The organism is Pseudomonas sp. B10(2017) (assembly GCF_002113295.1).
Lineage (GTDB): Bacteria > Pseudomonadota > Gammaproteobacteria > Pseudomonadales > Pseudomonadaceae > Aquipseudomonas > Aquipseudomonas pudica.
The window spans coordinates 80,943-94,799 of sequence record NZ_NEJU01000007.1 but is presented as its reverse complement, the minus strand read 5'-3'; the positions used below and the strand labels follow the sequence as shown (position 1 = coordinate 94,799).

The window sequence follows — 13,857 nt, the reverse complement described above, 5'->3', positions numbered from 1 at the left end:
TTCCCGCCGCCACGGATCGTCCGATGCCCAGACGCAACCGCTACCTGATCGCCCTGCTGCTGTTGATCCTGGTATCGGCCCTGTTCGGCTACCTGTGGCGCGACACTCCGCCAGCCCCGCCAACCTTGCCTGCGCACAGCTACGCCAAGGCCCTGCGCCAGGCCCATGACGGCCAACCCGGCGCCGCACGGGTGCTGTACCAACAATTGCAGCGCACCGACCTGCCACCCATCCGCCGGGCGGCCCTGTATGCCGAACTGCCCAACTACCCTTCGCCCCAGGCATTGAAACTCGCTCGCCAGGACCTGGAACATGCCGACCCGCTGGTGCGCCGTGCAGCCATTGCCGGCATCCGCCGCCTGCTACCGGCGGCGCAGCGCAGCCTGGTACTCGGCCCGCTGCTGGATGACGACGAGCAAAGCGTACGCTTTGCTGCGGTAGATGCCCTGCTCGGCCTTGCCCCGGATGACATCGGCCTGTATTTCGGCCCGCTGCAGGTCGCCCTGGAGCAATACCAGCAGGCCCTGGAGCAACAACCCGAAGATGCCGACGCCCAGGTCCACCTGGCACGCCTGTACCTGCACGAAAACGACTACACTCTGGCCGCCACCGCCCTGCAACGAGCCCTGACGGTAGTGCCAGGCAACCTCGACGCACTGGCCACCCAGGTACGCCTGCTGGAACGCCAGGGCCATCACGACGCCTCGCGCCAGGTACTGGGCAAAGCCCTGGCGCTGAGCCCCGACTCGGCCTTTCTGCAGTACGAGCTGGGGCTCTGGCTGAACCGCCACGAGCAGCGCGAATACGCCTTGCTGGCCTTGTCCCGCGCCGTCGAACTGGACCCGGACAACGCCGACTACCGCTATACACTGGCGGTCACCCTGCATGAGCTGGAACAACTCGACGCCGCGCAAAAGCAACTGGAAACCGTGCTCAGCCGCCAGCCGGCCAATCGCCGGGCACGGGTTTTGCTGATCCAGTACTGGAAGGAATCCGGCCAGTTGCAGAATGTGCAAGTGCTGCTGGCCGAGCTGGAACGGCAGAACCCGGACGACCCGGTGCTGCAACAGGGGCTGTAGGCAACGTCCGAAAATTTGTTGAACCCTGGGGCTGTGCCCGGGTCCAGTGGATATCAGACCACCCTGCAGGAGAGTCGTTTTGGCCAGGTCGTTGGCGCTGGACGAACGTGCATTGATCCTGGCGCCCCCGCCAATAGCCGCAGATACCGCTCGCCTGCTCGCTTCAGCGGGCATCGACAGCCTCTGCGCGGTCGATCTGGCCAACCTGCGGAGCTGCCTGGCCCAAGGCGCGGGCCTGGCGATCATTGCCGAACAAGTGTTCAAGCAGGGCCCAAGTGCGTTGCTGCAGGCATTCATAGACCAGCAACCGTGCTGGTCGGATCTGCCCATCGTGCTGCTCGGTCAAGGGAGCCAAACGACCATGGGTTCGACCAACTACCCGGTGGGTAACCTGGTAATGCTGGCCGCACCGTTCGAAAACGCCCAGCTGCTGCAGACGACCCAATCCGCCCTGCGCAACCGGCGCCGCCAGTACCTGGCACGCAACCAGCTTCTGGACCTGCAGCAACGTCTTGACGCCCAGGCCGCACCTCCCGGCGAAGACCAGCAGCGCAGCGAGTTCGCACGCAACCAGACGCGCAAGATGGAGGCCATCGGCCAACTGGCCGGGGGCGTCGCCCATGACTTCAACAACCTGCTCACCAGCATCGGCGGCAGCTTCGAGCTGATCGACCGGCGCTTGCGCCAGGGCCGCAGCGATGGCCTGGACAACGTGCTGCGCATGGGCCGCGAGGCGGTGTCACGCGCCGCCCGCCTGACTCACCGCCTGCTGGCCTTTTCTTCCCGGCAATCGCTGCACAGCCAGCAGGTCGACCTGCACAACCTGCTTCAGGCAAAGCGCCTGAGGGCTTGCATGACCCCGGCCGTTACCCTGCACGTGCAAATCGCCAAGGGCCTGTGGTCGGTCGAAGCCGATGACCAGCAATTGCAGGAAGCCCTCGACAACCTGCTGCTCAACGCCTGCGAAGCCATGCCCAATGGCGGCCAGCTGCGCATCGAGGCAAGTAACCAGCACATCGGCGCCGGGCAGTTCGCCGGCGGTGCCCTGTGCGCCGGCGACTATGTACGCCTGCGAATCGTCGATGACGGCCAGGGCATGGCGCAAAGCACGCTGGAGCATGCCTTCGAGCCGTTCTTCAGCACCAAGGCGATCGGCCAGGGCATCGGCCTGGGCCTTTCCATGGTGTACGGTTTCAGCAAGCAATCCCACGGCCATGTCACCCTGCACAGCCAGATTGGCCAAGGGACCCGGGTAGACCTGTACCTGCCACGCCATGTCGACCAGGGCCTGGCGCCGGACAAACCCGTGCAGCCCGTGCGAGGCTACCAGGGCCATCACGTGCTGGTGGTCGAGGACGACCCGCATGTGCGCCAATTGCTGTGCCAGGCGCTGCGCGAGGATGGCTTTGCCTGCCACAGTGCTGCCGACGCCAATGAGGGCCTGAAGGTACTGCGTTCGACACAGCCGGTGGACCTACTGGTCAGCGATGTCGGCTTGCCCGGCATGAATGGCCGCCAGCTTGCCGAGATTGCACGCAACCTGCGCCCACGTTTGCCAGTGCTGTTCATCACCGGCTACGCGGAAACGGCCATGGCCCGCGAGGGGTTCCTGGAGGCGGGAATGAACCTGATCTGCAAGCCCTTCGAGCTGAAGCAACTGCAGGCCCAGGTGACCCAGATACTGGGCAAGCCCTGAACCACATCACTCCTTGAGCATGCGTAGCGCCTCATCCACCAGGTCCGCCAGCGGGAACGGCTTGTTCATCAATGCGGTGCCCGGCTGCTCGAGCAACTGCGCTTCGATCGGCTGACCGGCATAGCCGGTGATGAACAGGATCTTCTGCAACGGCAGCTGCATGCGCATGGCCTTGGCCACCTGGCGGCCGCTGAAACCGCCTGGCAAGCCGATGTCGGTGATTACCAGGTCGAACGGACCGTCATGGCGGAAGCGCTCCAGCGCACTATTGGCGTCGCCCACATCAATGACCTCGAAACCACGCTCGGTCAGGTACTCGCGCATCACCGCACGCAAACCGAGTTCGTCATCGACCAGCAACAGGCGCTGTCCCACGGCCATGCGCTGGGAGCGCGGTACCAGCGCGGGCGCCTCGGGTACCGGGTCATGACACCTTGGGAAAAGCATGCAGACCTTGGTGCCCTGGCTCGGCTCCGACTCGATCCAGGCGTAGCCCCCCGACTGGCCGACAAACCCATATACCATCGACAAGCCAAGCCCTGAGCCGCGCCCGACCGGCTTGGTTGTGAAGAACGGTTCAAAGGCCCTGGCAATGTCCACCGCCGCCATGCCGTGGCCATCATCCTCCACTTGCAAGGCCACGTAGTCGCCTGGCGGCAGGCCGCCCTCATCCGGGAAACATGTCGTCAGCCGCTGGTTGACGCTGCGCAGCGTGACATTGCCGCGATCAAGACACGCTTCACGGGCGTTCGTGCAAAGATTGATCAAGGCATTTTCAAGCTGGGAAACATCAAGGTTCACCGCCCACGGCGTGACATCCAGCTGCCAATGCAACCGCATCTCCGAGCCCAGCGTGCTGCGCAGCAGTGGTTCGCTCAATCGCAGTTGCCGGTTGAAGTCCAACGGCCTGGGCGCCAAAGGTTGATGGCGGGAAAACGCCAGCAGGCGATGGGTCAGCTCCATGGCACGCTGCACCGAATCACGCGCCACCTCGACATAGGTCTCTACCCGCTCCAGCCGTCCTTCCTGTAGGCGCCGTTGCAGCAACTCCAGGCTGCCGCCGATGCCGGACAACAAGTTGTTCAGCTCGTGGCCCATGCCCCCGGCCAACTGGCCAACCACCTCCAAGCGTTCGTTGTTGCGCATCAGGGCTTCGGATTGACGCGCGGCCTCTTCACGTTCCTCGGTGATGTCGCGGCCAACGGCAGTCAGTTGGCTGCCATCGAACCGTGCGCTCCAGCGAAAACAGTGGTAATGGCCATCGCGGTGGCGCAGGCGCGTTTCTATCTGCTCGGCATTGTGGTATTGCAGGCACCCGGTAACGGCCACCTCAACCTCGGCACGATCCGCCGGATGCACCAGATCCAGTACCGGAATATCCCGTACCTCCTCCTCGGCCCAGCCCAGAATGCGGTACCAGGCAGGGTTGGCGGCCTGCACCTTCAACTCGGGCGAAACCATCATCATTGCATCACGCGACAATTGCCAGAACTGCTCGCGCTCTACCAGGTGTCGCTCGACCTGCCGCTCGAAGCCTTGCACCTGCTCGCGCCAATGGCGGTGCGCCTCGACGCTGGCCGTGGTCTCGATCACCGCGTGCAGAAACCCTGCCACGCTGCCCAGTTCGTCGCGCAACGGTGTGTAGCCGAACGCACACCGCAACGGCTCCCCGCCTTCGCCACAAACAATACGCAGTGGTAGGTCCTCGACAAAGCTCGAGCGCCCTTCGAGCGCCTTGAACACGCAGGGCCCCATCGTCGGCCATACATCGCTCCACAGCACATCGAAGGCCATGCCCAATGCATCCGGGGCAACCGGCCGCAACGCCAGGTAGCCTTCATTGTGGACCACACTGAGGTCTGGCCCCCAGACCACGGCACACGGGAACGGTGACAGGTGCATCATGTCGACCGCAATGCGCAACGAGGCCGACCAGCGCGGCAGCGGCCCTAGCGATGTACACCCCCAGTCGAACCGTGCAATACGTTCGCCCATGGTGTCGACCGGTGCCAGCACGGGCGCCTGCAGGATGACCATCGACGCAGGCTCGCGCGGCGTACCATTTTCGACCACTATCGTGACTCCAGCATGGTTCAAGTACGGGGACCCCCGTAGATGTGGTTCACGTTAGCACAACACACGCCACGCAATATGGCGTCCTGGCGTCTGAGAGCTATGCTCATTAGGTTTTCCCTCGGGCCAGGGAGCAACGGCCCATTCAGGTTGCCGACGGGAGCGTGGTCATGAGCAAGAAAATGCTGGTGGTGCTGACCAATACAGCCAAGTATCCGGCCCTCAAGCGGGCAACCGGGTTGTGGCTCGGGGAAGCGGTGCACTTTGTCGAAAAAGTCGAGAAAGCCGGTTATACGGTCGATTATGTCAGCCCGCTGGGCGGCTACGTACCCGTCGACCCGCATAGCCTGCAAATGGCCCCCGACCTGGACTGGCAGTGGTATGACGACAAGCGCTTCATGACCCGCCTGGGCAACACCTTGAGCCCTGGCCAGGTGAAGGTCGAAGAGTACCGCGTCATCTACTACACCGGCGGGCATGGAGTAATGTATGACTTCCCCGACAACCAGCCGCTGCAAGACCTGGCGCGCCGGGTCTACGAGAACAACGGCATAGTCGCAGCGGTCTGCCATGGCGTTGTCGGGCTGCTGAACATCAAGCTCAGCGACAACAGCCTGTTGCTCAAGGACCGTAAGGTGACCGGCTTCTCCAATACCGAGGAGAAGCTCGTCGAACTGGACAAGGTGGTCCCCTTCCTGACCGAAAACGAACTGGGCGCCCGCGGCGGTATCTACAGCAAGCATGATGACCCGTGGCAGCCGTTCGTGGTGGCCGATGATCAACTCATCACCGGGCAGAACCCTGCCTCCACGGCCCTGCTGGCCGAAAAGGTGCTCGCCAGACTGAAGGGAGGCTGACAGCGAGGTTCTGCTTTTCTGTAAAACCGCAACCCTTTTGGCCTACAGCCGGAGTGTCATCAAGCACATAGGATCAGCGCTGACCTGTTCAACCCGAACAGCAAGGTTCAACGGAGCGGCGGTCCTATGGCAGCAATACCAAGTCTCGGCATCAACTGGCGGAAACTACTGTTGATAGTGTCCATCGGCTCAATACCGGTCCTATCCGGGTTATTGATGATGGACTATCAACTTGAAAGAAAACTCGAGGAGAATGCCAAGGTCTCCGTTCAGGAAGCGGTTTTCAGCATCGACCAGGCACTGGGCCGCATGGAGGCCGATCTGGACATGATCCTGCCATTGGCAGGCAAGCCCTGTGACCAAGTGCTCGATACGCTGGAACAGAGGGTCGCCAACAGCCCGCATCTTCGCTCGTTGATACTCACCCGCGACCAACAGGCGTATTGCGCGACGGACATGGACCCTTTGCCATACATCTCGGCTTTTTCCCAATCCGGACGGCAGACGGAGCTGGCATTCGACGCGCCATCGTCGCCTAACGCGGCGATCATCAAGATCCAAAGGCCGCACAACGATCCCGGAATAATCGCAACAGCGTACGGTCGGCAGTTGCGTGACGAACTGCGTGCTTTCCAGGACGGCCTGACATTACTTCTTGAATTCAACGACCTGTATATCTGGAGCGAGGGAGACAGCCGCGACGCACAACGCCCCTCCCAGGTCGAATTCACCGAGCAAACGATATCCCAGAAATATGGCTACGTGGTGATCGGCGGTTACCCCAAAGGGTACGCCGCCCAGGAGTTTCGCCTATCCCTGCATCAGGTACTGCCTTCGCTGGTACTGGTCGGGGTCGCCAGCATGTTCATCATGTACCTGGGCCTGACCATTTCAGCCAAGAAGAAAGATTGATACCGCCGCCATCGAATCGTGACGGCGGTAATTCGGGGATCAGTCGGTGCTCAGCACACCACGGCGTACCTGGTCACGCTCGATGGATTCGAACAGGGCCTTGAAGTTGCCCTCGCCAAAGCCATCATCCCCCTTGCGCTGGATGAACTCGAAGAACACCGGGCCGAGCAAGGTCTCGGAGAAAATCTGCAGCAGCAGGCGCTTGTCATCAGGCTGGGAGGCGCCATCAAGGAGAATGCCGCGCGCTTTCAGCTGGTCTACCGGCTCGCCGTGACCTGGCAAGCGCTCTTCGAGCATCTCGTAGTAGGTTTGCGGTGGTGCGGTCATGAAGCGCATGCCAAAGCCCTTGAGGGCGTCCCAGGTCTTGAGCAGGTCATCGGTCAGGAAGGCGACGTGCTGGATGCCTTCGCCGTTGAACTGCATCAGGAACTCTTCGATCTGCCCGGAGCCCTTGGACGATTCTTCGTTCAAAGGAATACGGATCATGCCATCCGGTGCGGTCATGGCACGCGAAGTCAGGCCGGTGTACTCACCCTTGATGTCGAAGTAGCGGATTTCACGGAAGTTGAACAGCTTCTCGTAGAAGCCGGCCCAGTACGACATGCGCCCGCGATAAACGTTGTGGGTGAGGTGGTCGATGATCTTCAGGCCGGCACCGACCGGGTTGCGGTCCACACCCTCGATGAACTTGAAGTCGATGTCGTAGATCGAGCTGCCTTCCTCGAAACGGTCGATCAAGTAAAGCGGCGCACCGCCGATGCCCTTGATCGCTGGCAGGCGCAGCTCCATCGGGCCGGTTTCGATTTCCACCGGCTGGGCGCCCAGTTCCAGGGCGCGGGCATAGGCCTCGTGGGCGTTACGCACGCGGAACGCCATGCCGCATACCGACGGGCCGTGTTCGGCGGCGAAGTACGAGGCGATGCTCTTGGGTTCGTTGTTCAGGATCAGGTTGATGTCACCCTGGCGATACAGGTGCACATCCTTGGACCGGTGGGTAGCCACCTTGGTGAAGCCCAGCATCTGGAATACCGGTTCGAGTACGCCAGGGGTCGGCGAAGCCAGTTCGATGAATTCGAAGCCCATCAGGCCCATTGGATTGTCGAAGATATCAGCCATGTTCGTGTCCTCATCTGCAGCGAAAAATTATTGATTGCGTAGGATGTGGCACGGAAACGGCGGTGAGCACGGGATACCCCGCACGCTGCGGGCGAGGAAGTCCCCTATTATCAGCTTGAACCCATGGTATGTCATATGGACCCATTCTCGGCGGGCTTGATCCTTCGGTATCGAAGGACCTTATTGTTGTATTCGTAAATCGATTCTACATTGCGTAAAATGGTTTGTCGCGCTTTAGTTGCTCACGGGTTCCGACAAGCGGCTATCCTCTCGTAATCCTTTCTACAGATCAGGTCAGCATGCCCCTTACCGTCAAACGCCGCGCCGGCCTCGGCTGGCGCACCCTGTTGCCCTGGGTCGTCGGCGTGCTGCCGGTGGCGTGCGGCCTGCCCGTGATGAACTGGCAGATCGAGCGCGAAATGCAGGCCAGCAGCCAGGCCACCGTCCGCCAGGTGGTGGAGCACGTCGAGCGCATTCTCGACAACCTGTCCAGCGCTGCCAATGCCCTGCTGCCACTTGTCGACAGCCCGTGCGACGAGGCCCAGCTCATGCTGCGTGCCCAGGTCACGCGCAACGCCTTCGTGCGCTCGACCAACCTGTTCCGGCACAACGCCCTTTATTGCACCTCGCTGTTTGGTGCATTCGAGGAGCCGGTCAACCCTGGCGACTACATCGACGGCAAGCTGTGGCTGATGGACGGCAACTCGGTCACCCCAGGCCACCCGCTGCTGGTGTATCGGGCCAGCGACGGCGACCGCGGCGCGATCAGTACGGTGGATGGCGAACACCTGCTGACCGCGCTGCGCCTGATCGGCCCCGATGAAGTCCTGCAGATCCGCGTGGGTGATGCCTGGATGGGCAAGGATGGCATCGTGCAAAAGGGCGTGCCACCTGCGGCGGCCAGCGCAAATGTACTGCTGGGCTCGACCCGCTACCCGTTCAGCGTGCAGGGCGGCTATGGCGCCGACCAGCAGGGGCTACTTTGGCGCAGCCATTACCCCGCCCTGTTTGGCTTGCTGCTGGTACTGGGCGTGGTGGCCGCCCTGGTGTGCCGCTGGCAGGTTCGTCGCGCCACCTCGCCGCGCGCCGAGCTGCAAAGGGCACTGGAAGCCGACGAGTTCCTGCCGTATTTCCAGCCGGTGGTGCGCAAGGGCGATTACCGCTGGGCCGGCGCCGAAGTGCTGATGCGCTGGAACCACCCGCGCGAAGGCCTGGTACGCCCTGACCTGTTCATCCCCTATGCCGAACACAGTGGGCAGATCGTCGCCATGACCCGTGCGCTGATGATGCACACCGCGCAGAACCTGGCACCCTATGCCGGGCTGCTGGAGGACGGTTTCCATATCGGCATCAACATCACTGCCGACCACTGCCGCGACTTCAGCCTGCTGGACGACTGCCGCACCTTCCTCCAGCACTTCCCGCCAGGCCGGGTGGTGCTCACCCTGGAGCTGACCGAGCGCAAGCTGATCGAGGCCACACCGGTAGCCCTGGAACTGTTCGAGAAGCTCAACGCCATGGGTGTGAAAATCGCCCTGGACGATTTCGGCACCGGTCAGTCAAGCCTCAACTACCTGCGCCAGTTCAAGGTCGACTACCTGAAGATCGACCAGAGCTTCGTTGCCATGATCGGTGCCGACGCGCTGTCGGTACACATCCTCGAGACCATCATAGAGCTGTCGGCCAAGCTGGGCCTTGGCATCGTTGCCGAAGGCGTGGAAACCGAAGCACAGCGCGATTACCTGGCCCGTCACGAGGTGGACTTCCAGCAGGGTTACCTGTTCGCCAGGCCGATGCCGGCTGCGCAGTTCCTCGAGGCACTGGCGGCACGCCCGGCTGCGTCGCGGTTGCCGCAAGCCTCGCCCCCTGAGATCATGCGCGGCTGATTCACCTGCTCAATTCCCTATCCGAGGCATTCGTGTCAAAAGGCATTCTTTCGTCGGTCATGGCGTCCTGTCTGTTCGCCGTGATGTACTTCTACACCTCTTTGCTCACGCCGCTCGATGGCGAAGAGATCTTTGGCTGGCGCACCCTGTTGACGCTGCCCTGCCTGACCCTGTTCATGCTTGTCTCGAAAGACTGGAAACGGGTGGGCGAACTGCTCGCCCGGGTAAAACGCACGCCGCTGCTGTTGCTGGGCATGGTCGGCACATCGTGGCTGATGGGCGTGCAGCTGTGGCTGTTCCTCTGGGCCCCCCTGCACGGGCGCAGCCTGGAAGTGTCGATGGGCTACTTCCTGCTGCCGCTGGCCATGGTCCTGACCGGGCGGCTGGTGTATGGCGAGCGCTTGTCACGCCTGCAGAAGGTGGCCGTGGCCTGCGCCGCGCTGGGTGTGGGCCACGAGCTGTACCAGCATGGCAGTTTCGCCTGGGAAACCCTGGTGGTGACGATCGGTTACCCGATCTACTTCGTGTTGCGCAAGCGCTGCCGCACCGACCATCTGGGTGGCCTGTGGTGCGACATGTGCCTGCTGTTGCCCTGGGCGTTGTACTTCGTGATCCAGGGCCCGCTTTCCCCTGCCGACCTGCAGGCACACCCCGGGCTGTATGCGTTGATCCCGATCCTCGGGGCGATCAGCGCCTCGGCCCTGATCGCCTACGTGCTGGCCAGCCGCCTGCTGCCGTTCAGCCTGTTCGGCCTGCTCAGCTACGTCGAACCGGTGCTGCTGGTGGGCGTGGCGCTGCTGCTGGGCGAAACCATCGGCCCGGATCAGTGGTTGACCTACCTGCCGATCTGGGCCGCTGTGCTGGTGCTGGTGATCGAGGGCTTCAAGCACCTGCTGCGTCAACGTCGCCGCTCGGTGTAAGCCGAACCTGGCGCACCCGCCGCTCCTCGACTGCCTCCACTGTCAGCGTCCAGCCATTCCAGGCCAGGCGGTCGCCAACCATCGGCAGGCGGTCGAGCAGGCTCATAACCAAGCCCGCGAGGGTCTGGTAGTCTTCGGTGGCGCGGGCGCTGAAGCCGGTACGCGCCTGCACCTGGCTCAGGTTCAACGCGCCACTGACCACAAAGCCTTCACCTTCCTGGACGATGCCCGGGCCCTCGACCTCGCTGGCATCGGGCAGCTCGCCGGCAATCGACTCGAGGATATCGGTCATGGTCAGCAGGCCGGTGAAATCACCGAACTCATTGACAACGAAGGCGATGTGCGTCGATTGGCCTCGCATCTGCTCCAGGGCGTTGAGGATGCTGAAACTTTCCAGCAGGTTCAGCGGTACCCGGGCCATGCCTTCCAGATCGGGCTGGTTACCCGACAGCAGCTCCTTTAGCAGCTCCTTCTTGTGTACGAAGCCCAGCGGCTCGTCCACGCGGCCACCGCGAATCAGCGGCAGGCGCGAGTACGGCGAATTGGCCAGGGCCTGGGCAATGGCGTCGGCCGGTTGCGCCAGGTCGATCACATCGACCTCGGCGCGGGCGGTCATCACCGTGCGGATCGGTCGCTCGGCCAGGTTCAGCACGCCACTGATCATCACCCGTTCACGGCGGTCGAACAGCACCTGTTCTTCACCGCCTTCGACCAGGTCGGCGATTTCCTCGCCCACCTCGTCAGCCTCGACCCGGCGACCACCCAGCAGGCGCAGCACGGCATGCGCGGTACGCTCACGCAGCGGCCGGTGCTGCTGCAGGCTGCGCTTGCGGCGGGCACGGGCCAACTGATTGAACAGCTCGATCAGGATCGAGAAGCCAATGGCCGCATACAGGTAGCCTTTGGGGATATGGAAGCCCAGGCCTTCGGCGGTGAGGCTGAAGCCGATCATCATCAGGAAGCCCAGGCACAGCATGATCACCGTGGGGTGGGCGTTGACGAAGCGGGTCAGCGGCTTGCTGGCAACGATCATGATGCCGATCGAGAAGACCACCGCGATCATCATCACCGACAAATGCTCGACCATGCCCACCGCGGTAATCACCGCGTCCAGCGAGAACACCGCATCAAGCACCACGATCTGCGCGACGATCGGCCAGAAGGCAGCATGGCGCACCGCGCCGCTGGCCTGGGTCACGTGGCCTTCCAGGCGTTCGTGCAGTTCCATGGTGGCCTTGAACAGCAGGAACACGCCACCGAACAGCATGATCAGGTCGCGGCCCGAGAAGCTCTTGTCGAACACCTCGAACAGCGGCGCGGTCAGGGTGACCATCCACGAGATGCTGGCCAACAGGCCCAGACGCATGATCAAGGCCAGGCTCAGGCCAATGACCCGCGCGCGGTCGCGCTGATGCGGCGGCAGCTTGTCGGCGAGGATGGCGATGAACACCAGGTTGTCGATACCCAGCACCAGCTCGAGGACGATAAGCGTCAACAGGCCCAGCCAGGCCGTGGGGTCGGCTAGCCATTCCATTAGCGGGTACTCACGAGGGCAGCGTCACGAAGACGGAAGAAGGAAGGCCTTGAAGGCCTTGAAGGCCGGGGACTGGGGGGCTCCGCGAAGGTGCTCATATAGACCTTGATAGCAAATTGGGAAAATGATCCTACAAGCACAGCAGCTTTCCGTAATAGTGCAAAACTATTACAAAACCTGTAACAACCCTGCACAACAATACGCTGGCCGGGCATGAGGTACTTTTCTTCAATACCGCAGGCTGTCGATGCCAGAGCATGGGGGCCACCCTCAACCAAACGGATCACTTTCATGAGCCTGTCCCTGTCCATGGCCGCTTTCGCACTGGCGGCCTCGATCTCCCCCGGCCCGGTCAACATCGTCGCGCTGGGCAGCGGTGCCCGCCATGGCCTAAGTGCCAGCCTGGCGCATGTGGCTGGCGCCACGCTGGGCTTCTGCCTGCTGCTGGTGCTGGTCGGGCTGGGTCTGCATCAGTTGTTGCTGCGCTGGCCTTTGCTGGGCCTGCTGCTGCACTGGGGCGGCGTGGCGTTCCTGCTGTACATGGCATGGAAGCTGGCCAGCGACGATGGGCAGCTGGGTAGTGCCCATCCAGCCCAGGCCCCCTCGGCCTGGCACGGCGCGGCGATGCAATGGCTCAACCCCAAGGCATGGCTGGCAGCGGTGGCCGGGGTTGGTGCCTACACCGGCGGTGAGCAGCAGTTGCTGTGGCTGTTTGCCTGGATCTACGGGCCGATCTGTTTCATTTCGGTGGCCAGCTGGGCGTGGGCCGGAAGCGTGATTCGCCAGTACCTGGGCAACCCACGGCACATGCGTCTGCTGAATCGGAGCCTGGCGTTGCTGCTCGTGGGCAGTGCGGTTTATCTGGTCATTACAGGCTAGCTGCACTGGCCCTTTCGCGACACAAAGCAGTTCCCACAGGTACAGCGACAATCTCGAGAGCAACGCTGTACCTGTGAAAGCTGGCTTGCCGGTGACAGGGCCACAGCCAACATGGCAATTCAGCCGAATGCATTTCGGTAGTGCCCCGGTGTCGTCGCCAGGTGCCGCTTGAAGGCACGCTGCAGGTGCGCCTGGTCGGCAAACCCGGCCTCCTGCGCAACTTCGGCAATTGCCCGCCCCTGTCGCAGTTGCGCCCGGGCCAGTTGCACACGCTGGTCGAGCAGGTAGCCATGCGGCGTCAGGCCGAAGCGTTGGCGGAACGCGCGAATCAGGTAGGAACGCGACAGCCCACAGGCCGCGCAGATGTCGTCCAGGCGCAGCGGGTCGCCACGATGGGCGCGTATGAACGCTGCTGCCATGTCCAACCGCGGGTTGCCCTCTTCATTCTTGCTGGCATTACCACCAAGCAAGCCCGGCAGTGCACCGAACAGCGCCGCCAGGCGGCCTTCCCGGTCTGGCACCCTGGCATCGAACAGGTCGGCAAAGGCCTGCAACAGGCGCTGGTACAACGCCGGCGAGCCACTCCAGGCCTGGGCCGGCAAGGCGAACCCCTGCGCCTGCAACCAGGGTATATCGACGAACAACATCAGGTAGGACCAGGGTTCATCGTCGATGGGGTTGCAGGCATGCACCACACCTGGGTTCATCAGCACAGTGGTACCCGCCGCCACCTCGATACACCGGTCACCGTACAGGTAGGAACTGCGCCCACCCGTTATCACCCCGATGGAAAAGCTTTCGTGAGAATGCGCGGCGTAGCACACCTGGCGCCCATCCCCTACCCGCCGGGCTTCGACGAAGGGCAACGCCGGGTCGCGCCAGAACCGTGATACTTCGATCATCCC

The 13,857-nt window shown here is 62.7% G+C and carries 11 protein-coding genes; 7 read left to right on the top strand and 4 right to left on the bottom strand.

Features of this window, described 5'->3' with window-relative positions; translation table 11 throughout:
- Positions 1-23 precede the first annotated feature (23 nt).
- Positions 24-1,079 (top strand): tetratricopeptide repeat protein, encoded by a 1,056-nt coding sequence (locus CAF92_RS11220; protein WP_085600836.1) that lies wholly within the window; start codon positions 24-26, stop codon positions 1,077-1,079.
- A gap of 79 nt (positions 1,080-1,158) precedes the next feature.
- Positions 1,159-2,775 (top strand): response regulator, encoded by a 1,617-nt coding sequence (locus CAF92_RS11215; RefSeq protein ID WP_085600834.1) that lies wholly within the window; start codon positions 1,159-1,161, stop codon positions 2,773-2,775.
- Positions 2,776-2,781: 6 nt separating this feature from the next.
- On the opposite strand, the gene CAF92_RS11210 is transcribed toward CAF92_RS11215, so the two are convergent.
- Entirely contained in the window at positions 2,782-4,812 is a 2,031-nt protein-coding gene (locus tag CAF92_RS11210) for a PAS domain-containing sensor histidine kinase (RefSeq protein ID WP_085600953.1), read from the bottom strand.
- 206 nt (positions 4,813-5,018) lie between these two features.
- Between CAF92_RS11210 and CAF92_RS11205 the strand changes: the two genes are divergently transcribed.
- Both CAF92_RS11205 and CAF92_RS11200 read left to right on the top strand, forming a co-directional pair.
- Positions 5,019-5,705 carry a type 1 glutamine amidotransferase domain-containing protein gene (locus CAF92_RS11205; RefSeq protein ID WP_085600832.1) on the top strand — a complete coding sequence of 229 codons (687 nt, stop codon included), beginning with the start codon at positions 5,019-5,021 and terminating at the stop codon, positions 5,703-5,705.
- Positions 5,706-5,924: 219 nt separating this feature from the next.
- Positions 5,925-6,617: a CSS-motif domain-containing protein gene (locus tag CAF92_RS11200; protein ID WP_256573731.1), complete on the top strand. Its 693-nt coding sequence runs from the start codon at positions 5,925-5,927 to the stop codon at positions 6,615-6,617.
- A gap of 39 nt (positions 6,618-6,656) precedes the next feature.
- Here the strand turns inward: CAF92_RS11200 and hppD are convergent, their stop codons facing one another.
- Positions 6,657-7,733 carry a 4-hydroxyphenylpyruvate dioxygenase gene (gene hppD / locus CAF92_RS11195; RefSeq protein WP_025339331.1) on the bottom strand — a complete coding sequence of 359 codons (1,077 nt, stop codon included), beginning with the start codon at positions 7,731-7,733 and terminating at the stop codon, positions 6,657-6,659.
- A gap of 299 nt (positions 7,734-8,032) precedes the next feature.
- On the opposite strand from hppD, the gene CAF92_RS11190 reads away from it, so the two are divergent.
- Together CAF92_RS11190 and rarD are read left to right on the top strand one after the other, a co-directional pair.
- Positions 8,033-9,619 carry a cyclic diguanylate phosphodiesterase gene (locus CAF92_RS11190; RefSeq protein WP_085600830.1) on the top strand — a complete coding sequence of 529 codons (1,587 nt, stop codon included), beginning with the start codon at positions 8,033-8,035 and terminating at the stop codon, positions 9,617-9,619.
- A 32-nt stretch (positions 9,620-9,651) separates the two neighbouring features.
- The gene (gene rarD / locus CAF92_RS11185) at positions 9,652-10,539 is read left to right on the top strand and encodes an EamA family transporter RarD (RefSeq protein WP_046614319.1); all 888 of its coding nucleotides are present in this window, start codon (positions 9,652-9,654) and stop codon (positions 10,537-10,539) included.
- Here the strand turns inward: rarD and CAF92_RS11180 are convergent.
- A complete protein-coding gene (locus CAF92_RS11180) occupies positions 10,502-12,073 on the bottom strand; it encodes a TerC family protein (protein WP_085600828.1) in 1,572 nt (523 codons plus the stop codon). The genes rarD and CAF92_RS11180 overlap by 38 nt on opposite strands.
- A gap of 291 nt (positions 12,074-12,364) precedes the next feature.
- On the opposite strand from CAF92_RS11180, the gene CAF92_RS11175 reads away from it, so the two are divergent.
- Positions 12,365-12,952 (top strand): LysE family translocator, encoded by a 588-nt coding sequence (locus tag CAF92_RS11175; RefSeq protein WP_085600826.1) that lies wholly within the window; start codon positions 12,365-12,367, stop codon positions 12,950-12,952.
- Between the two features lie 119 nt (positions 12,953-13,071).
- Here the strand turns inward: CAF92_RS11175 and CAF92_RS11170 are convergent, their stop codons facing one another.
- Positions 13,072-13,854 (bottom strand): AraC family transcriptional regulator, encoded by a 783-nt coding sequence (locus CAF92_RS11170; protein WP_085600824.1) that lies wholly within the window; start codon positions 13,852-13,854, stop codon positions 13,072-13,074.
- Positions 13,855-13,857 lie beyond the last annotated feature (3 nt).

What these genes read in the sequence shown, in the direction of transcription:
- CAF92_RS11220 (WP_085600836.1), top strand. Translation starts at nt 24, where the DNA reads ATGCCCAGACGCAACCGCTACCTGATCGCCCTGCTGCTGTTGATCCTG.
- CAF92_RS11210 (WP_085600953.1), bottom strand. Translation starts at nt 4,812, where the DNA reads ATGGTCATCCTGCAGGCGCCCGTGCTGGCACCGGTCGACACCATGGGC.
- CAF92_RS11205 (WP_085600832.1), top strand. Translation starts at nt 5,019, where the DNA reads ATGAGCAAGAAAATGCTGGTGGTGCTGACCAATACAGCCAAGTATCCG.
- CAF92_RS11200 (WP_256573731.1), top strand. Translation starts at nt 5,925, where the DNA reads ATGGACTATCAACTTGAAAGAAAACTCGAGGAGAATGCCAAGGTCTCC.
- hppD (WP_025339331.1), bottom strand. Translation starts at nt 7,733, where the DNA reads ATGGCTGATATCTTCGACAATCCAATGGGCCTGATGGGCTTCGAATTC.
- CAF92_RS11190 (WP_085600830.1), top strand. Translation starts at nt 8,033, where the DNA reads ATGCCCCTTACCGTCAAACGCCGCGCCGGCCTCGGCTGGCGCACCCTG.
- CAF92_RS11180 (WP_085600828.1), bottom strand. Translation starts at nt 12,073, where the DNA reads ATGGAATGGCTAGCCGACCCCACGGCCTGGCTGGGCCTGTTGACGCTT.
- CAF92_RS11175 (WP_085600826.1), top strand. Translation starts at nt 12,365, where the DNA reads ATGAGCCTGTCCCTGTCCATGGCCGCTTTCGCACTGGCGGCCTCGATC.
- CAF92_RS11170 (WP_085600824.1), bottom strand. Translation starts at nt 13,854, where the DNA reads ATGATCGAAGTATCACGGTTCTGGCGCGACCCGGCGTTGCCCTTCGTC.